Here is an 18,971-nt window from a genome sequence, read left to right as displayed (position 1 = left end):
GGGATTGGCGTACTTAAAGCCGAAGAAAGGGAGGCGATCAGCTTTCGCAGCAATCGCCCCCCTTCGTCCTCAGCCAATCCTAGCCGAGCAAAAAATTTTGTGCTCTTATGGTCAAACCTGTGAAATCCTTAGCATTGAGCTTGAATATCAAATCAACCGGCAGTTTGGCAGCTTTTGCGGCAATGATTGCTTGATACTGCTTGGAGAATTCCTTAACGTTCGAGGCACTGCCATGTTTCGAAGCTTCCAAGATGTACTGCCGCTCAGCTGCAAGAATATCGTCCGCAGAGAGACTTTCAAAATCAAGATTCAGTTCAGAAATCACTTCATCACCGTCATTGATTGGTTTCGTAAGAATGTAATTGTCCACTTTATATGAGCCCCCTTATTCTCCAAGCGCAGCGCGCTGTGCTGCGAGATAATCTACACCATCAATAATGCAGATAGAATTCAATTTATCGATTTCAACCAAAACCTTCGCGTCGATAACAACCTTCAGGTAGGTGACCTCGAACTCGTTCGCTGTGTCCGTGGTTGTTCCAACCTCGAATTTGCCCAACGACAAATTCTTAGGCGTGGCACGAACAGAAACCTTAGTCGGCGAACTGCTGTATGACCCGTTCGAGGAATCGAGCGTCTGCTGAGCTGCTCGAAAATCAATTGCATGCGACTTTGGCGCCGCTATCTTAATTGCAGCCGGATCGATAGTTCGCCAGTTTAACCTGCAGGTCATGCTTCCAAAATGGCCGATGGTCGGCGAATCAATTTCACCAGCAATACCTGCTCCTTTAATTGTTTCGCTCAATGCTTCAAGGCTCGGGAGTTCGACGTCAACAACGCCGAGGAATGTCGAGCCATTGAGGTATGCATTAAAACCTATGATCTTCTCTGAAATTTTCATAATTGATTATGCCTCCTTAGCTCAAGAGAGAGCCGAGATAGCTCGGATCATACTCGAGGATGAAGTTTATTTCTTGAGCCGGCGATGGCGGGGTTAAATAGAGGTGGAATCGAAGCTTACCTGCGAGCAGATCCGACTCAGGATTTTCCGAAGCGTTGAATTCAATACGGCCGCCGAGTATAGCCCCGCCTGCGGTCAAGCCATTAAGCCAGATGCCGACCGAATCCGTCAACGCTTCAATTAATCTTTTGTTCATGGGATCATCGACCTTACTCCAATAAGTCAAAATGATCGTATTCGCTACCCAATCGAACATACGGCGCACAGAGATAAAGGAATCCTTTGGCTCAACACCTTCGTCGTAACCACCGGTATAATTCCCCCAAGCTTTCCACCCGCCCACAAAGTTAAGAGCAGTAACAATGCCTTTGGAATTGAGGTATGCTGCTTGGTCAGGGCCGAGAAACACTTCAGTTCCATCTTCAAGAACCGTTCCGTCGATCTTGAGGTCCTTATTCGAAGGCGATGCGTACGGAATACCGCCAAAAGCCGCATCCGTGGCGCCGATCGCACCGGCCAATCGAGTCGAAAGGTGATATCGACTGCCTTTATAAGTAACCTTCGGCCATAGTGCAGCTTGCTGGGGCGACACGTAGTTATTCTCCGACTTCCAAGCTCGAGCATCGGTATAAACCTCTACTCCACCCGATCCCGTAGGCAAGTCCGTAAGGGCGAACGCCTTGAAGTGTCCATTAATATTGGTCGCCTTCGCAACCATAACCGCCGCGATTGTTGGATCAGTCGAAAAGCCTGGTGCAAGCAGGAGATTAGGAACAATCCCGAAGCGCGGGAAAACTTGATTAATCAGCTCTAGTCCCGTTAGTTTGCCGCTGCCGACATCAACGCCGCCGATAACATCGCTCGCTTCGACTGCTGTTGGGTTCAGCTTGTTGTAACCGACCTGCAGCGCCGTCGCGTTAGCAGGAATTGCGCCTGTCGATTTACGTGTAACGATGACCTCGCCAGCTTCGTTAAAGGCTGCCGTGTAGTCGGTATCCTTCACATAGGTCGTTGTGCCGTCAGAGGACTTAACGACGACCGTACCAAGCAGAACACCTTGCTCTTCAAGCTTAAGAACACCCGAGTCCACCGGAACGCTAGCAGGAGCAACCGTTGTCTTATGCTCGGCTGGATCCAATACGTTGATAAACACAACAGGAGAAAGCCCAAAGTGCCTAAAATGGCTGTCCATAACTTCGCAAAGGGTATAGGAGGCGAAATCATCGGAGTAACCGAGAGCCGCTACAGCCTCCGCAAAGGTATAAGCGAGAATAGGCACGTTAACTGGAAGATCGCTTGCCGTCGATAGGTTGACCGGCGCAGTGCCGAAGACGACCGGAATCGCCGATGCGATTTGAGTCGGAGCAAGTACGGAGCGCGACTGCTCGCTTACTGTAACACCATGAGCGTATGTCATGAAAATAGCCTCCTACTTCGCAGTGAGCTGCGCGAATGCAATCTGTTCGGCTGCTCCCACTTGCTTTATTTTTTTGTTTATCGATGCAAATTCCCCTACAGGAACAATCAGAACCCGAATAGCCGGCATTTGCTCAATCTGTTCTTGCAGATGCGCTGAAATGCCTCCCCGAAATACCGTGTATTGCGCCAGCAGTCCGCCTGACAGAGTAGGACCTGCGTAAATCAACTGCTCTGCTGCTTTCTGCTTCTGCGCACTCCTCTTTTCCTTCGGAGTTACCGGCTGTCCTTCTTCTTTATCACTCAAATGCCTTCGACCTCCTCTGTGACGCTTGGAAGCGTCCAGTTCATAATTATCTGACCGAGATATTCCGGTTGTGGCTGCTCTTCGAATAACTCCCAATCAAGCGGCAGCTCATGCCGAAACTGCTCGATAAGGACCCGCTGACGAGAAAAAGCGATACGAATCCGATCCATGATATTCATCGCATCCAAGAAACCTTGTTCATCAACCGTCTTCACACCAATAATCAGCTTTACCGCTACTTGATGTTCATCCTCGTTCTGTTTCCCTTTAATCAGTCGGACCAGTACGAACGGATAGTCCTCTTCATCCTGGTTCTCCGTGGTCCTCTTAGGCAAATAGCCCTCATATACCGTCGGCCGTACCGTAACCGCATCGATAAACAGCTTTTCGATATATTCTTTGATGGCTACTGACAAAAGTGTCGGTGTCATGAATCAAAACCTCCAAGGAGTCGTTTGACTTCGTGATCCATCCGCTTATACATCCGCTCTTCTGCTTGTTCCTCAATATGTTTGATGACCTCAGTAGAGTTCATCATTACTGGAATAGCAGGGCTGCGCAGTTGTTCAACAGGCAATTCGGGGTAATTGCCTTGAAGATTCTTTTTCCTCTTTACCCCGCTCTGCCCAGTAGGAAATTTACGCTTCATTACCATGACTTTCGATCCTGTATTTCGTATATAAGCCGACTTGATTAGCTTAGACGCACCTCTTCGCACCTGGACTTTAACTGCTTTTGGTTTCCGAGGATTCCAGTCTTTTGGGCTGTACTTGAAGCGCGTCAGCGGAAGGTTCGCTCCCTCAGATTTGACAATTGCTAAGCCTGATGCTTCAGACGATTTGACGAGCTCTATTTTGGATTTGATTTCAGAAGCTTTAATCAAATACGTTTTGCGTATCTTTCTGTCGGCTTCTGTCACTACACCTTCGCCAACACGATTAAGTGCAAGAGCTGATGTAGCCTGCATCTTGTCTTTGAGAGCCTTGGCCCCCTTCAGCGCTTCACGTATTCCCTCGATCCTCAATCGGCATTCGCCTCCAGCGTGACAACATAGATCCCGATTTCGTCCGACACCCGAACCACTTCGTAATCAGTGCCATCAATCTTCATCGTGATGCCTTTTTTTGGCCGGACACCAAGCTCAATAGCATCGAAATACGCAATTATGCTGACAACAGAAACACCCTCCGCATAATTAAGAGGGTGTTCGTTGTCTGTATCTTCAGTTATAACAGCCCGGATTTCTCTGCCGTCGACAGTATGGATGTCGGCAAATTCATGCGGATTCAAGAACTCGCCAACATCCTTAGCGATTTGATCCTTGAACGATCCCATAACTACCGTCTCTTACCAGGCTTTGGATCAGCATCCAATCCCGGAATAGAAGTGTCTGGTCCACTTACATCGGCAATAGGCTCATCTTCCTGCTTAGCCTCTTCTTTGTCAGTGTCGTTTTCTCCAGCTGGCGGAGTGTCTTCTACAGATTCCTCTTCAACAGGCCCATCCATAAGCACATGATATGCCGCTACCTCCGCCTCAACCAGTTCCTGCTCGTCCTTTTCACTCAGTCCTTCGATTACGTCACCGACTTTGTAGGTTTTTACGCCATCATCAACTTGTCCTTGCTTAACAATTACACTCATAGCAGCCTCCCTAGAGCACAACGGCTACAAGCCAGCCGTCTACATCTTCAGGAATAGGAATAGGTCGGGAGGTCAGGCGAATCATTCGTGCATCTGAGTTTTGATCTGACCACGATTTAGGGACGCGAGCTCCTTCATAAGTGTGGAACTGACCATCAGCTTCCATTTGTGTAACTGCACCATAAGAAAACTTCCCTAGTTTAGGGCGGCACATAATAAGCGTGTTACTCGGGATGTATGGTTGCTCCACATCTTCATCGTCAAGGAACCAATCGTCGTATGTGTAAAGCTCTAATCCCAAGCCTGGAAGCTTTCCACAGTACGTCAACGCTTCATCAATAACGGACGGATTCATCAAGGCTAGCGTTGCATTTTGTTGATCCATGAGTTCCATAATCTCAGGGTCTTTACGGAACTCTTTCCATGCATCTCTGCCGAAGATGACCATGGTAGGTGCAGAGCCGGACGATTTAATGACGTTCAAGCGCCATTGTTCAAGCTGTGCATATTTAGTGCGAGCCGAACCAGCATCCGTCCATTTTGCCGTTCCAGTTAAGGTGATTTTGTTAGTGAACCCAAAGTCGATTTCATCTTCGACGTAGTTTGTATCGTTACGATCGATGAAACCCTTCACAACGATCGGTTTACCGAGAAACAACTCGCGAGCCATCCATTCGAGACGACGCGAAACCATTTCGTCCAATTCACTCAAGTCAGTTCCAAGTAATTGCGCTTGACGTTGCGCTGGAGTTTGTTGGCTAAACAGGTTCTCGCCTGGGCCGCGAGTAACGAGGTCATCAAGCGTCAGTATTCTTTGCGGTGCAATCTTAGGTGCCGTGTATTTTTTCGTTTTATATCCATCACGAGCCACCGTAATACCTCCAACTCGTGGAGCAACGAAAGGTGCCATCTTGCGCTTACCTTTTTTGTAATCAAAAAGCACGTCTTCAGTGACGAACGTCGGTCCGCTTGTTGAGAAGAACGTGCTTGTGAAGAACTTGCGAAGTGGCATCATCTTACGAACTGCCTGCAACATTGTTGTTGTTTTATATAAATTCAGATCCATTAGTCAATCAGCCTCCTATTCGTATGCCTGAACGTCTTTAAGGAAAATACCCTTTTGACGCAGTGCGTTTTCATGATTAGCAGAAGTATCAGCGCCACCAAAGACAAGAGCTTCTCGGTTAAACTGCCCTGTAATGTAGGCAGTTGTAACCACATCGCCGGCGGTTGTATCAATAACGTCTGTTAAGATGCAATCCGCTGTTTGGCTGCCGTCGCTATTGGCGCTATTGACGATCTTTCCCTTGCTGTTCGCTGTAACGACACCGATAACAGTACCACGCGCTAGAATACCTTGGCCGGTTAGTATTGTAATACCCTTAATATCGACTGGGTGCGTCGTGCCGGCGAACAACTTATCCGGCGTCGTACTTCCTACGTTATCATTGAAAAAATTTCCCATGATTACTTACCCTCCGTTCCGCGGCCCGCATTGATTGCTGCTGCAATAAGATCGATGTTTTGCGCTTCTTCTTGTTTTTTCTTCTCTTCCTCACCTGGAGGAGTTTGCGAATTGACCGTCGTGTTCTGCTGAAGCTCTTGCTGACGGTTCTCCAAGTGCTTAATTCCCTTGCCAGCATCCGACTTCATCGCGGCTAACGCAAGTTCTGCAGCATTGATTGGTTGTTCGTACTTCGCAGATGCTACCAGTTCATCAGCTATGTTTGCCGAGATTTCCTCGATTGACTTCATTCGATCTCGCTCTGCAGTAGTGGCAGCCGCAACTACCTGATTGTAAATGTCAGGGTAGTGTTTCTTTAAGTCTTCAACGTTTTTGATTTCCAAAGCTGTTTCACGCTCCTTCGGTTTGTTCTGAATTAATGGGATTACGGGAAATGAAATTGCAGGAGCTGTCTTAGCCCCTAGATTCGGACGACTTGAAAATTGTGACATGTCGTGAGCGACCGAGTTGACAACCAAGAATCGATTATCGTTGGTTATGGATGCCTCGACCTTCTCCTCGAACATAATCTCATCGACAAAGCCTTCAGCCTTTGCCTCTTCCGCCGTCATCCACTTTTCTTGCGTCATCATCGCCGACAATTCCGCTCGATCGCGGCCAGTCTTGTTAACGTAGGCATTCATGATGCTATTCTTGGATGTCTCGAGGATGGCTTTCATCTTGTCCATATCCTCGGCATTGTACATTCCATAGAGCATTAACAATGGATCATGAATCATGACTTGCGCAGCTGCCGGAGCCTTAACAGTATCCGCCGCCATCATAATAATTGTCGCAGCGCTTGCTGCCATGCCATCGATAATAACGGTGACGTTGGCTGCGTGACTCTTTAGCTGCGAATAAATAGCTGTGGCAGCTGAAACATCACCGCCCCTAGAATTAACACGGACGGTTAAGTCACTCACGGCGCCAAGATCCTTGAGATCCTTACTAAACTGACGAGAGTAAATGCCGTCGTCACCTTCGCTCCACCAAGGCTTTTCGGAACGAATATCGCCATATAAAACGAGCTCGCCCGAAAGTGGGCCTAAGCTATTAAACTGCCAAAACTTATTCATCTTCTTTTTTCACCTCCTCTTCAGGGTCTACCGGTTTGGGCTCTTGTGCCGGAACTGCTGAAACGCCAGCATCCGAAAGAACTTTCTTCTCTACCTTAAGTTGCTGGACATTCGTCCAGAAGTCGCTGCCATTGGTCTCGATCGCTTCACGCTCATGAGTGCTTAGTCCAAGATCAATTCGCAAACCTGCCGCATTAGCTTCCTTAACAGGATCAAGTTGACCAGGTGCAGGACCATTCCACTCAGCTTTCGACCACGCTTTACGAATAGCTGGGTCATTAAAATAACCCGGTGCGCGGATGCGACCGAGTGCTATAGCTTCAGCCAACCATTCCTCGTAGATTGGCTGACAGAATTCTTTCGCCGTCCATTGACGACGCATGCGGAACATTTTCCACGCCTCCAATAGAGCGGCGCGAGAAGCAGAATAAGACGACTGAAACGACTTTAGCAGCAACTCATACGGAATCTCTAATGCTGCTCCAATATAGCGGCACAGTGCGCTAACGAATGGATCAAAGTTAGCGTTCGGGCGACCGGGGTTAGCGATCTCAACCTCCTCGCCTGGCTCAAGAACATTTATCGCGCCGACTCCCAACTCATAAGCATTAGGATCACTTGCCGCAACCTGCTGTTCAGGGGCAATCATTGACCCAAAGGGATTATCAGATGTTGGACCTTGTGACTTGATGAATACGGTGAACATGCCGGCAATTACGCTTGCCATCAGCTCCGCTTCTGTGTACCTCGTGATTTGTTTCAACGTCTCGATAACAGGCGCAAGGAATGGGACTCCTCTCCGCTGTTCAGCGCGCTCCGTGTCCATAAGATGGAGAATGTTCGGACTGCCCGTACGAGCCCCATACGCCTCGATCCTGACCCAATCACGTAATTGATTAGCAGTTAGGTCTGTTGCATAGCTATTAGCGATGTGATAGGCAACCAGCGCCCCGTTAGCATCGACCTCGACACCGGAGATAATCCGATTCCCATTAGCAGCCTTACCTTCTACGGAATCACCAAGTACTCCCCGTGTCATCGGTGTACTGATTCTATCAGCTTCGATCAGATGCAATCGTAAGCCGTAAGGCATCCACGGTTCTCGTTTGCTTTGTCGGAACAATGCGAAGGAATCACCGTTCATCAGCATCCCAAGGAAGGCGATTCCTTGCTGATCATAGAAATCATTCATTCGAATTGCGTCCGAGTGCTTTGATTCGGCCCACAGAGCGAATTCCTTTTCTACTTTGCCGCACCATTCATCGGCTTTCTCTTCAGAAAGCCCTAAAGCATCAGCATCGATTCTCGATTTAAGCCGGAGACCTGGACCAATTACATTAGTCCTAGCCGTTCTCAAAGCTGCAGCTCCTATCGGGCTGTTCATAAACAGATCCCGCGCACGACCGCGAAGCGTATCAAGACTACGATCAATGTCGTCTTTGGGGTTCAACGGGTTTGCGATCCATCCGCGCATGCTTTTCTTCTGATGGCTGGCGCCGCCTTGATCATACCCGTTTAAAACCTTTGTCACTTCGCGAGCCGCTACACGCCGCATTCCAGCCTCGGGATTAAAAAAACTTATGACTCTATCCGTCAAATTAATTAGAAACACCTCCCCTCATCCATCGCGTTTAGAAGTCACGCGGAATCACTCCAAAAACTCGGTTACGTCCACGGCCCGTCAACCGTCCCTCTTCAGCGGCAATGTCTTTCTCCAATTGTTTCAGCATCCCTGTGATCTCAGCGAGATTTGCTCTCGTCATGTTACGTCCGCCGATCGCATAGCTTTGTGCGCCGGTCAGAATTGCAGTCTCACATTCCAAATATAAGAGCCGGCGTTGCTTCAGTTCGAGCAATTTATCAGACAATGAATGTTCCCCCTTCTCAACCGATTCCTTTATTAACGACACCTTTACGTCGTGCAGCAGACTTGTTGTTGTTCTCTGCAGGTGCAGTTCCCAGCAGCCGCTCCCGCCGTTGAAACAAGGCTTCAATCGTTGGCTCTCCGCCTATTATCTCGAGTGCGACACCTGCGTAATTGCGGCAGTCGAGCGGTTCGTTCCGGCTGCCGGCCAGTTTCTTCTCCCAATGAAAAGAAGGCCGACCCTTCATATACCGCATAACGCGATGTTCTGAGGTCAAGCCTGGGAAATAAGCTTCATCGTATCCTGTTTTATCGTCTTCAGGGAAATGGCAGAAGCCGGCGCCGTGATATTGAATGGAGAGGCGCGAGGATAACGTGTCCTTTCCAACGTCGACACCGATATTGAATAGCCATACCCCCGCGTCGTTCTTCCGTTTAGGCTTGATGATTAACGGGATACCGCTGCCGCCTTTACCCTTGATCGCCCACACTCGCTGGAGCTCACGCTTCCTGCAGTATTTATAGACTTCCTTCGTGTAATGGCCACCGGTATCGATAGCAGTTGAAATAACACGCATTTCTTCGCCGTCAGCACGCTTGAAACTTGCGTTAATAACCCGTTCGTCGAGCATATCCCAAACGTGACTTTGCCCGGGATTACCCATTATCACACCATAACGGACGCCCCAGCTTTCGGCTTCAGCGCCCCAACCTACGATTTCATATTCAAGCCGATTATCCTGCACGTCAACGCCGCAAGTAAGAAGCAACACATCATCCGGAACCTCAGCCTCATAACGTTCTCGACGTTTAACAAGATCGTCCGCATCAACACCTGTGCCGCGCTCCTCCCACGTTTCCCCTAGTGAAGTGTTAACCCAAACCTTAAGTTTCTCAGGTCCTCCACGATCGGCAGTTACAAACTCCTCAACGATTTGATTCCAACGTTTCCAAGGTGAAGCGAGCTCGTTTAGATGGAAGCCGCGGACCTTCTTATTCTCGTTTCGAGCAATCCATTCGCCTTGGCCGGCTTTCCATTCGCGTTCACTATGGAGTACTCCACAATTCTTACAGGCCATATTAACCGAGATGCAACGCTTGACGCTTTTGTCATAATCATATCTAACCTGCGGCCACGATAGCGGTTGCCTCTCATAGCAGCTCGGGCAAGGCAAGCACCACTGCTCCTTACTGCTATCCTCGTAAAATTCCTCGATTCGCGATAGTCCTTTGATCGTTGGCGTGCTCACGAGGATACGTTTTCGATTGAAGAAGGTTGTTGTCCGCTTCGTTACCAGCTCGACGGGATCGCCTTCAGTTCCTGCCGACACTGGATATCGGTCGATTTCATCCGCAAGCACAATCCGAATAGGGCGGCTCGCAAGGGATGAAGGTGAATTCGCACCAGATAAAGTAATGTGTCCACCTGGAAACGATTTGTAGAGTAAAGTATTCCCGCCGTCTCTTGACTTCGTTCGGACCTTGTCTCTTAAGGCCGGCGTATCTCGCAACATCGGAGCCAACCTATCCTTGCTGAATGCCTCAGCTAAATCCAGCGTTGGTTGAACTAGCATTGTCGGCGCTGGATCTTGATGGATATGATAGCCAACTATGTTCAGCAGCAACTCCGTCTTCCCGACTTGCGCGGAGGACTGCATGACGATCGTCTCGACCTCTTCATCACTCATGCAGTCCATGATTACTCGCATGTAAGGAGCTCGATCTGTCCTCCATTGCCCCGGCTCTGCTGAGGATTCAGAGGACAATCTGCGATGTTCATCTGCCCATTCTGAAACCTTAAGGACTGGAGGAGGGGCAACGACCGAAACGATCGACCGAAATAATTGGATTGTTCGCTGATTAGGCTTCGCCATGCGGATCAGCTCCCCCGCCGCCCTCTTGGAATGCTTCCGGATCATAATCGGACAATTCGGATAGCGCTTCATGAAGTTCTTTTGTTAGGAGGCCTTTTAATACGTTGATTTCCTCGATCCCGACCAGCTGCGGCGATAATTTAGTTGGGATCGCTAGGATCTTTTGACGGAAAGCAGTAAGCATATCCGACATAACAGCCTCAACATCCTCAGCTGCATGCAATTCTCCACGCATTTGAGCGAGCTGCAGAGCCGCTTTCTCCGTCTTAATGCGCTCATGCTCGGTCTTATGATCGACCAAACGAGGCTTTCCATCGTCCTCTTTGCCCCCAGAAGCGTGCTCAATATACGCCTGAACCGCCTCAGCAAGCTTGTATTTCCCTCTACTGATTTGTTTCAATACGCCATCAGTAGTCATTTGCCTGATCCAACGATCTGATTTACCAACGATAGCAGCCAATTCACCGGTTTGAACAATACGATCCTGTATCAAATCTACTTCCGTTTTCTTCTTCGCTATCGCCAGCACCTCACTTCCGCTTTTTATATATTATTTTCGATAATCGTTTTTCACGGGATTTAATGAAGCCGAAAAATGAAAGTCTACATATATGGCGCCTCAGAATCGGAAGCGGAAGTAATTTTTTTGAAATAAATCTGCGCAAATTTCGGGCTCACGCGCACCCGCAGTTATCCCAGGGCTCAGAAGGACCCAAATTAAAAGTTTTAGCCATATAAAAAGAGCCACTCAATAAGAGTGACTCATCTAAAGGGTTTGCTTAATTAATATTCGCTTACTTCGAACGTTAAAATCTTATCGAAGATCACGTAATCCTTACGGCTTTTAAACGGCCCCTTATTATTATCATGCTTATCAATAGCATATGATGCCGTTCCAGTTCCTGCTTGCTGCTTGGTTTCGTACCAAGCGATGAAGTCGTTCACTTCAATCATGGATAGATCAAATTCTTTTTCAAGACCTGTATCCATTGTAATCACCACAATAGCACGATCTCCACTTGGCTCTTGCGTGGGTGTCGGTGTCGATGTAGGTGCTAGTGTTGGCGTCGGTGTTAGAGTTGGCTCTGGATCCGTTGTAGTTTTAGACATCATCTGAAGTTCACCGACAGATAGATAGCTTGGATCACCATTGTTAGCTGTAATATTAATTCGATAATAATTGTAAGACGTTGTATTTGAAATGGCGAATTTTTTAGGACTTCCATCTTCCCATCCAGTTATATCCGATTGAGTATCTAACACACTCCAGTTAGTCCCATCATTTGATCCTTCGAAAGTCCAGCTTTTGGGAGCGCGTAGAGGAACAGAATTTTGTGAATAAAGAACATATTGAGCTACAATTTCTGGAATAGGAAAATCATATCTTAACCAAGCTTTCATCTCAGTTGAGGTCCAAGCGCTAGCAACTGTATTGGAATAATTTCCGTCGAATGCTGTGAACGGTAGTGAATAACCATATGACAGTTCAATATTAGAGCTTGCAACACCGGATGGAGTCGTACTAGATGTCATATTAGGAATTAGGTTGTCCGAATATTGAATTGCTGCCTCACTTTTAAAAGGAATCAAAATTAACCCTAGCGCTAAAATCAAACTTGTAAATACTAAAATAAAACTCTTTTTCTTCATGAAATCATCTCCTATTTGTAATAAGCCAATTATACGAAGGCTTATCCGCAATAAACAGTCTGTAATTCGACAAATATTTACATTATGATTAGAGGTTAAAGTCATTGATGTAAATATTCCCATAATAAAAAGCCACCCAATATTTGAGTGGCCTGCTGCATGTATATGTAGAGCACGTATGATGCATCGATCGTTATTTAAAAACCCCACCAGTAAAGATGAGGACACGCATAAACGCTTCGCTCATGCGCCTCGTGCTGGGCACGTATTTAAAGGCATACGTACTTAGTTACTATAGAGGAAGAACAAGCCCATTATACTGATTGCCATATAAAGGCGTCAAATGCGTATGTAGGGCAAATTCAGCCATCTATCTAACCAAACATACGTTCTCACTCATTCTAGCGTGCCCGCATACTAATTATTCTACACTATGCGCCCGCTGCTCTTCTTCTTGGTCTTAATACTGGCCGCCTATATCGATGCTCATCTTTAAAGAATAGATAATCCTCCATTAACTCAAGTTCATGTGGAATTTCGTCGATGATTGGCTGTAAAATTTGAAGTAAATGTTCCCTCGTCGGGTAATCGCTCGATGTTCTAACACATAAATTTCGAAGAGCAACTGAAACTTCAGGATAATTTGAAAAAGAATAGCTAAAAGTATCATATTCATCCCAAATATGCATCTGAAAGAACATTTGTTGTACTTCGTTTAGTTTCTCGTCATCAAGTTCAAGCATCTTTGCCACTTTTTCCAATTCATCAACCATTTCTAGCTTAAAAGAATCCCCCATACCCCCACCGAAAATTCGCCCTTCATTTGTCAAATTGCTTAAAACCGTGATAATCAATGGAATTGATACAGCCTTTAATTGCTCCAACGTCGCTTGAGCCTCGTCTACTACTTTTTGAACTTCTTTCATCTCAGCTTCAATACCTGCAGCTTTAAACCGTGAAAACTTTTCTAAATTCAAAAAGAAGATCACTAAAGCACTCGCTGCAAGTGCGATACCCATTTCTGTCGGTTGATCATTGATACCAAAATACATCAACGGAACAAAGAAAATCGCGATGTAAAAAAGTCCTTGTAAGTATGATTTCATTCTAACCCTCCTACTGATTTTTGCTGATAGCATTAATTCGACAATAGGAAGGAAATTCCTCTGACTTTGTAGAATAAACACATCAGACAACAAAAGAAGGGAGATAGATAGGAATGAAGTACCAAAGCAACTGTGCTTGCGGTCATCCTTACACCAAAACCTATGAAGGTAAATTTCCTATGAAAGAAAAATTCAGCACGAAATGTCCAACCTGTGAAAGAGTTATCGAAGAAAAATCCACAGCTGTTGATGTTATATGGGATTTCCAAAAAGATTGGAAACCTGATCATGTTTAAATCCGGCTTCACCTTATCCACCGACGCCCATCTCTCGGCCGCCATGTTCAACAAAACGCCTGTTATGGCTTGGCAAGACGGCGAGATCATCGACTATGGCGGTCTGATTGAGCAGCAGGACGAGTTAACCGTAACAATAAACGGAATGCACTACGTAAAAACCGCCTGCGAATTCAAGGTTCGCTAGGCGGCTTTTCTTCGTATTCTCCAGCTTCGAGCTCGTCAATCAAATCGACGATCACGGTCCACTTCGCTACCCACATGAGCAGCAGCTCGCTTTCCGCATCGGCAATGATTCTGCGCCGCAGCCGCTCCGCTCTTCCCTCGAGATCCGCTAGCAGGCGATCCCGATCAATCACTGATCTGCGCGCCCTCGACATCCCGTATCTCGAACCATTCTCCGTCAACCATAAAGCGCCGGCGCATTTGATCAACTCGATCGACAACGCCCTCGACCACCAATTCTTCAAACGGATGATAGAGCCGAATCGATACTAGCGTTCGTTGTTCCAGCGATTCCCCGATCACTCGAGAAATGTCTTCCCATTCCTGTTCATCCAAAACAATGCGCTGCCGCCGGTTCCGTTCGTGCGCATGCGTTCGTATTTCATTGACGTGTTCAGGCAGCATCATGCGCGATGATTCCCACATTCCGTTACCGTGAAGCTTCTTCCTCTGTGTCGCCATTGAACATCACCTTCCGAGATTGATGCCCTTATTATATGCGAACATTCGTTCGATATTCAAGGAATAAAAAGTGACATTTACTTCGGCATGCCACAGCCGCTACGAGCCGTCATCTTAGCCCCAGTAGTCGAAGTTGGAAGGAGATAATCCGAAACAACATGCGGTCAAATGACAATTCCGCATATCGCCAGAAGCGGCGTAACGAAAAAGGAAGCTCAGCACACTCGCAATGTGTTGGCTTCCTTGGGAATAGTTTATTGAGCAGTAATTTATACAATGCGCGTACCGCTAATGCGCCATCCTCGGAATGAGGCTTTCGTCGGCCTCGGACTATCGTCCTCAACGGCCATTCCCAATTAAGCGCCGCAAACTGTGTCACCAGGACGAAGGCAACTGCCTCCTCTACTGTTGTTCGGTTGCCATCCGAGAGTGCGGGGCCAGCTTGCATCGTCAGACGCGCCAGAATTCTCTGTAACGCTTCGTAGGTTTTTGCACCCGAACATTCGACGGAGTGCACAAACGTATGTTTGGGGCGAATTCTGCGCGTAAGGCGACGAGATAGATGGATCACCTCCGGCATCGATTGCATCAACTACATGCGATGTCGTTTTGTCCTTCTACTCTTAGTTGGCAATCGCCATACAAAAAACCGCAATTTCAGAAACGTATTTATGCCTCATATTCATCAACATCAAATGACTCAATCTTATGATAGATAACGAATTCGGTGCGTTGTTTAAATGGCCCTATATTCCAAGTTTTTTGAAAACCATATCTTGACTGCCCCTGACCTTCAGTAAAACCATCATACCAAGCAATAAAACCTTCATACTCCAAATAAGATAAATCATATTCTTTTACTAAACCACCAGAAAGATAAATGGTTAGAAGTACTCGATTGCCACCATCTTCATTACCACTATTTGATTTAAGACTTAATTTTTCAACTTTATTCGTACCGGCTCCACCAAAAACATAAATACTATTATTATAAGTTACTGCTGTTTGATCAAACCTTGCAACATTTAAACTAACCTCAGTAGACCAAGTATTTGAATCAGGGTTATAGACTTCTACAGTTGTTGATGGCGATAACGAATCTGGTACCTCTAATCCACCAATCGCATATATCTTATTTTCATAAACAGCGGTAGCAAGTATATCTCTTTTGGTCGGCATTGGTGCACCTGCCGACCAACTATTAGCGATTGGGTCATAAATTTGGACGTAATCAAATAATTTCGTCATATCTCCTCCCCCAATCACATACAACTTTCCATTTATAGCAGTAACACCAGCAGCATGTAATGGAGTTGTAAGATTAGCAACAGTTGCCCAAGAATCTTCAATAGGATTATATCTATACACTACTGACGTTTGGCCTTCATTAGATGTCATGCCGCCAACTACATAAATAAAATCACCTAATGTAGCAGCATTAGTCCAATATCTTGCAGAAGGCATATTTGTTTTCGTTGTCCATGTATCCGTAGTAGGATCATATACTTCTACTTTATCCAATCGGGTTCCTGAATTGACAATGGGGCCTCCTGTAATTCCGCCAAAAGTATAGATTTTTCCGTTATGAACTGCTGTTGCAAATGCTGATTTAGCTGTAGGCATATTTGTTTTTCTTGACCATAAACCAGTACTAAAATTGTACTCATCTACTTCACTAAAAGATCCTGACCCATTTGACCCACCTAATACATACAGTTTTCCATTTATTTCGACTACACCTGATTCAGCTCGATTAATAGGCATATCATTTTGGATCTCCCACACATGCGTTGAGCTTGCATTCACTTTGTCTTTAGAAAAAGGATTAAAAACTACAAAAAGTGTTGCTACCATAATAATCAATAATACTTTTTTCATACACATACTTCCCCTCAATCATTTAGTTATATAATCATATTTATTTTTAAAGAAATTTAATAGACTTATATTAAATTTCCATTTAAAGTACAATGAAATATTAACCAATTTTTATTTTATGGAAAAATGACATCCATAAAATATCAAGTAAGTTTTTGAGTACCGGAACATAAAAAAAGCAGGAGGACTAATCCTCGCTGCTCTTTTTTCATTTGCATCAAAATTGCATCAAACTAAACTCATGAAGAAAATCTTACGCGTTTGAAAACGCGTTACATTCGAAATATGGTTGCGAACGGTTTTCTCGCTGATGAATAATTGCTGTGCAATATCCCTCGTTGTCTTATCCTGTACCAACAGCTCGAATACCTCGCGTTCACGATGCGTCAATAAAAACTTGCTCTTATGGTCGCTACCCTTCAAAGTTTGTCACCCCTCCTTGCTCGGGTTTTTATGGTTTAACAAGGTTAAGGGATACAGTCAACTTATCTTATGAATGGTGGGTCTTATTGGTGCGGCAATCAAATAAAATGGGCGGTCGACATTCCAAGGCATTTGGAGTGGAAAAGGAGTACCGCGGCTAGCGGCCGTACTGGGATAATGCCGTGTCATATAAGAATCTACCGAATATACTATGCTATCAAAAGATACGAGGGAGTGCTTCTTCATTATGGCTGATGTTGGGATAGTCATGCCTGTATACACGCAGGACAGTATGCTGTTCAGGCAAGCAATACGCTCCATTCTTAAACAAACCTACCGGAACATAAAGCTCATTATCGTCATTGACGGCGTTACGCCCAACGTGCTGCGGATTGCAAGAAACTTTGCACGAAGAGATGCCAGAGTTCAAGTTATCCCGAGACCTCAGAACCAAGGTACGGACACGGCGCTTAATGTCGGCTTCAACGTCTTGAAACAGATGCGCAGCATCAAATATTTGACATGGGTATCCAGTGATAACTACTATTACCCCAATTGCATCCGCATCCTCCGCCGAAACTTGAAGAACGCGCCTCCGAATGTCGGCTTCGTTCACTCCAGCTTTCGCTTCGTCATGCATTACCAAAGAGTTCCCGTCGACGTCGAGAAGATGAAAGGGTATGTCCAATGGCAAAGCCAGCAAACGAAAGAGAAGCTGCTCGAATCCTATTTCATCGGTTACGCGTTCCTCTACAAGAAAAGTTATGCCAAGCAGGTTGGCGAGTACCGTTATACTCCCGTCGAAGATTACGATTATTTCCTGCGGCTAACCGAAGTATCCGATATGATATTTGTGCCGCGAATTCTGATGGACTTCCGAGTCCGGTCGCCCCATAGCAACTCCCTCGAATTGCGCAATTCGAAGAAAAAATACTATTTGAAGCGATACTTGCTTAACCTATGCGTGCAAGAAGCTCGGGCAAGGCGGAATATTCCGTATGAAACAAGCGTTATCTTCCCGGTCGAGGACGCCTCCGAAGAAACGCTGCATCGCCTCGACAGCTTGTTGGAGCAGGTTTATTTGAACCAAAAAATTTATCTTCTCGACTTGACGCCGGACACAAGCGCCATGCCCGTACTCGGGGAGATGCCCGATCCCCGTATCGATTACATCGCGTATCCTGGTTTATCGTACGTCGAGGCAATCAATCGCGGACTAGAGCTTGTGCAGACGCCTTATGTTGTATTCTACGGCCGAGGCGACTACTCCGCCGAAATCGACTATTTCGAAGAAACGATCAAGCTCATCCGCCAGATGGTCCATGTTCCGTATGCCCGCCCCATTCAATCGCTTGCCGAAATTTCCTTCCAGACGTTTTACCGGAATTCGCGATAGCGCATAACGACGGAAAGGCCGCCCCCAAGGGGCGGCCTTTCCGTCGTTATGCTACAAGTAACCAAGCAATTTCATATTCCTCCGACACACTCGCCTAATGACGGCAGCCTGCTTCGGCGTAATCGTTTTTTTGCGCACCGAGCCTCGGATCTTCTGCGCGAGCACCCCGTTGAGCTCTTCTTTGGTAATTTGAGCCAGCTCCGTCAATCGGCCAACGGTATCCGCTTCCTTGGCAATCAGCTTCTCGTATTGAATAAATAAGGCTTGCGGATTGCTTCTCGACATTGCCAAATAATCGTTCACGTTGTTGTTCCACTGTCTGGCGAATTGAAGCGCGCCGCTGTATTCTCCCCATGATTTCGGATAGCTCTCCCATGCCTTGAGCGGATTGCGGACGAGCAGGAGCAGCTTCGCCTCGGGATAACATTTTTGCAGAATCGTCAGTTCCTTGGCGCCGTAACGGACTTCCTTGAAGCCGATCATATCATGGCCTTCTTTGTTTTGTTGATAAAGCTGATCCAAGAATGTCCGCACCGACGAAATCGTCGCATTCTCAATGAACTCTGGCGACGGCGCCATTAAGGCTAGCCATTGGTTCGGATTTTCTCCGCTTTGGAAGTAGGCTTGCCGGCTCGACTTCCCTTTCTCCGATAACGTCTGCACTTTCTGGTATATCGCGTGAAACTGGCTTAGAACGCCCAGATGCTCTCCCCAAATCAATGTCTGCGGCCTCGCGTTCAGTATGCGCTGTACGAGCGTGGATCCCGATCGATGCGTAGCCGCCGATAATATCACGTTCAATTCCGCTGTCTCCTCTCCTACATGTTCATGCTTGTTCTACAGATATATTATGCAGATGAAATGCCCCGGGAAACGGCGCAGTCGCC

At 46.6% G+C, this 18,971-nt stretch carries 24 protein-coding genes and 1 pseudogene; 3 read left to right on the top strand and 22 right to left on the bottom strand.

Annotation, left to right across the window (positions count from 1 at the left end; translation table 11 throughout):
* Positions 1–79: 79 nt before the first annotated feature.
* From AC0YN0_RS09295 to AC0YN0_RS09215, 17 genes are all read right to left on the bottom strand, one after another.
* A complete protein-coding gene (locus AC0YN0_RS09295; protein WP_475821019.1) occupies positions 80–370 on the bottom strand; it encodes a phage tail assembly protein in 291 nt (96 codons plus the stop codon).
* Between the two features lie 15 nt (positions 371–385).
* Positions 386–901, bottom strand: coding sequence for a phage major tail tube protein (locus AC0YN0_RS09290; protein WP_475821018.1), 516 nt, complete (start codon positions 899–901; stop codon positions 386–388).
* 16 nt (positions 902–917) lie between these two features.
* Complete coding sequence (locus AC0YN0_RS09285; protein WP_475821017.1) at positions 918–2,378, bottom strand: phage tail sheath family protein; 1,461 nt, start codon at positions 2,376–2,378, stop codon at positions 918–920.
* 12 nt (positions 2,379–2,390) lie between these two features.
* Positions 2,391–2,684 (bottom strand): hypothetical protein, encoded by a 294-nt coding sequence (locus AC0YN0_RS09280; RefSeq protein ID WP_475821016.1) that lies wholly within the window; start codon positions 2,682–2,684, stop codon positions 2,391–2,393.
* Positions 2,681–3,115: a hypothetical protein gene (locus AC0YN0_RS09275; RefSeq protein ID WP_475821015.1), complete on the bottom strand. Its 435-nt coding sequence runs from the start codon at positions 3,113–3,115 to the stop codon at positions 2,681–2,683. The genes AC0YN0_RS09280 and AC0YN0_RS09275 overlap by 4 nt, the downstream gene beginning before the upstream one ends.
* Positions 3,112–3,708, bottom strand: a complete 597-nt coding sequence (locus AC0YN0_RS09270; protein WP_475821014.1) for a phage tail protein — start codon at positions 3,706–3,708, stop codon at positions 3,112–3,114. Before AC0YN0_RS09270 ends, AC0YN0_RS09275 begins: the two co-directional genes overlap by 4 nt.
* Positions 3,705–4,019: a hypothetical protein gene (locus AC0YN0_RS09265; protein ID WP_475821013.1), complete on the bottom strand. Its 315-nt coding sequence runs from the start codon at positions 4,017–4,019 to the stop codon at positions 3,705–3,707. The genes AC0YN0_RS09270 and AC0YN0_RS09265 overlap by 4 nt, the downstream gene beginning before the upstream one ends.
* 2 nt (positions 4,020–4,021) lie before the next feature.
* Positions 4,022–4,327, bottom strand: a complete 306-nt coding sequence (locus tag AC0YN0_RS09260) for a hypothetical protein (RefSeq protein ID WP_475821012.1) — start codon at positions 4,325–4,327, stop codon at positions 4,022–4,024.
* Between the two features lie 10 nt (positions 4,328–4,337).
* A complete protein-coding gene (locus tag AC0YN0_RS09255; RefSeq protein ID WP_475821011.1) occupies positions 4,338–5,393 on the bottom strand; it encodes a major capsid protein in 1,056 nt (351 codons plus the stop codon).
* A gap of 15 nt (positions 5,394–5,408) precedes the next feature.
* Complete coding sequence (locus tag AC0YN0_RS09250) at positions 5,409–5,792, bottom strand: head decoration protein (protein ID WP_475821010.1); 384 nt, start codon at positions 5,790–5,792, stop codon at positions 5,409–5,411.
* 2 nt (positions 5,793–5,794) lie between these two features.
* The gene (locus AC0YN0_RS09245) at positions 5,795–6,910 is read right to left on the bottom strand and encodes a head maturation protease, ClpP-related (protein ID WP_475821009.1); all 1,116 of its coding nucleotides are present in this window, start codon (positions 6,908–6,910) and stop codon (positions 5,795–5,797) included.
* Positions 6,903–8,441, bottom strand: a complete 1,539-nt coding sequence (locus AC0YN0_RS09240; RefSeq protein WP_475821008.1) for a phage portal protein — start codon at positions 8,439–8,441, stop codon at positions 6,903–6,905. The genes AC0YN0_RS09245 and AC0YN0_RS09240 overlap by 8 nt, the downstream gene beginning before the upstream one ends.
* A 100-nt stretch (positions 8,442–8,541) precedes the next feature.
* Entirely contained in the window at positions 8,542–8,778 is a 237-nt protein-coding gene (locus AC0YN0_RS09235) for a DUF6148 family protein (RefSeq protein WP_475821007.1), read from the bottom strand.
* Positions 8,779–8,794: 16 nt separating this feature from the next.
* Positions 8,795–10,648: a phage terminase large subunit family protein gene (locus AC0YN0_RS09230; protein ID WP_475821006.1), complete on the bottom strand. Its 1,854-nt coding sequence runs from the start codon at positions 10,646–10,648 to the stop codon at positions 8,795–8,797.
* Positions 10,635–11,177 (bottom strand): hypothetical protein, encoded by a 543-nt coding sequence (locus AC0YN0_RS09225; protein ID WP_475821005.1) that lies wholly within the window; start codon positions 11,175–11,177, stop codon positions 10,635–10,637. Before AC0YN0_RS09225 ends, AC0YN0_RS09230 begins: the two co-directional genes overlap by 14 nt.
* 254 nt (positions 11,178–11,431) lie before the next feature.
* Positions 11,432–12,298 carry a discoidin domain-containing protein gene (locus AC0YN0_RS09220; protein ID WP_475821004.1) on the bottom strand — a complete coding sequence of 289 codons (867 nt, stop codon included), beginning with the start codon at positions 12,296–12,298 and terminating at the stop codon, positions 11,432–11,434.
* Between the two features lie 431 nt (positions 12,299–12,729).
* Complete coding sequence (locus AC0YN0_RS09215) at positions 12,730–13,404, bottom strand: hypothetical protein (protein WP_475821003.1); 675 nt, start codon at positions 13,402–13,404, stop codon at positions 12,730–12,732.
* A 113-nt stretch (positions 13,405–13,517) separates the two neighbouring features.
* On the opposite strand from AC0YN0_RS09215, the gene AC0YN0_RS09210 reads away from it, so the two are divergent.
* Complete coding sequence (locus AC0YN0_RS09210) at positions 13,518–13,700, top strand: hypothetical protein (RefSeq protein WP_475821002.1); 183 nt, start codon at positions 13,518–13,520, stop codon at positions 13,698–13,700.
* Entirely contained in the window at positions 13,693–13,887 is a 195-nt protein-coding gene (locus AC0YN0_RS09205; protein ID WP_475821001.1) for a hypothetical protein, read from the top strand. Before AC0YN0_RS09210 ends, AC0YN0_RS09205 begins: the two co-directional genes overlap by 8 nt.
* On the opposite strand, the gene AC0YN0_RS09200 is transcribed toward AC0YN0_RS09205, so the two are convergent.
* The 4 genes and pseudogenes from AC0YN0_RS09200 to AC0YN0_RS09185 all read right to left on the bottom strand — a co-directional run.
* The gene (locus tag AC0YN0_RS09200) at positions 13,874–14,059 is read right to left on the bottom strand and encodes a hypothetical protein (protein WP_475821000.1); all 186 of its coding nucleotides are present in this window, start codon (positions 14,057–14,059) and stop codon (positions 13,874–13,876) included. The genes AC0YN0_RS09205 and AC0YN0_RS09200 overlap by 14 nt on opposite strands.
* On the bottom strand, positions 14,052–14,387 hold the full coding sequence (locus AC0YN0_RS09195) for a YolD-like family protein (RefSeq protein ID WP_475820999.1): 336 nt from the start codon (positions 14,385–14,387) through the stop codon (positions 14,052–14,054). Before AC0YN0_RS09195 ends, AC0YN0_RS09200 begins: the two co-directional genes overlap by 8 nt.
* Before the next feature lie 669 nt (positions 14,388–15,056).
* Complete coding sequence (locus tag AC0YN0_RS09190) at positions 15,057–16,265, bottom strand: Kelch repeat-containing protein (RefSeq protein WP_475820998.1); 1,209 nt, start codon at positions 16,263–16,265, stop codon at positions 15,057–15,059.
* 276 nt (positions 16,266–16,541) lie between these two features.
* Positions 16,542–16,688: pseudogene (locus tag AC0YN0_RS09185) on the bottom strand (LuxR C-terminal-related transcriptional regulator); the annotation flags it as partial.
* A gap of 247 nt (positions 16,689–16,935) precedes the next feature.
* Here AC0YN0_RS09185 and AC0YN0_RS09180 point away from each other — a divergent pair.
* Positions 16,936–18,084, top strand: a complete 1,149-nt coding sequence (locus AC0YN0_RS09180) for a glycosyltransferase family 2 protein (RefSeq protein ID WP_475820997.1) — start codon at positions 16,936–16,938, stop codon at positions 18,082–18,084.
* 51 nt (positions 18,085–18,135) lie between these two features.
* Here the strand turns inward: AC0YN0_RS09180 and AC0YN0_RS09175 are convergent, their stop codons facing one another.
* Positions 18,136–18,879, bottom strand: a complete 744-nt coding sequence (locus tag AC0YN0_RS09175) for a sulfotransferase (RefSeq protein WP_475821881.1) — start codon at positions 18,877–18,879, stop codon at positions 18,136–18,138.
* Positions 18,880–18,971 lie beyond the last annotated feature (92 nt).

Source organism: Paenibacillus sp. J22P218 (assembly GCF_056269195.1).
The sequence above is the reverse complement of the archived record's forward strand: the minus strand, read 5'-3'. Positions and strand labels throughout refer to the sequence as shown.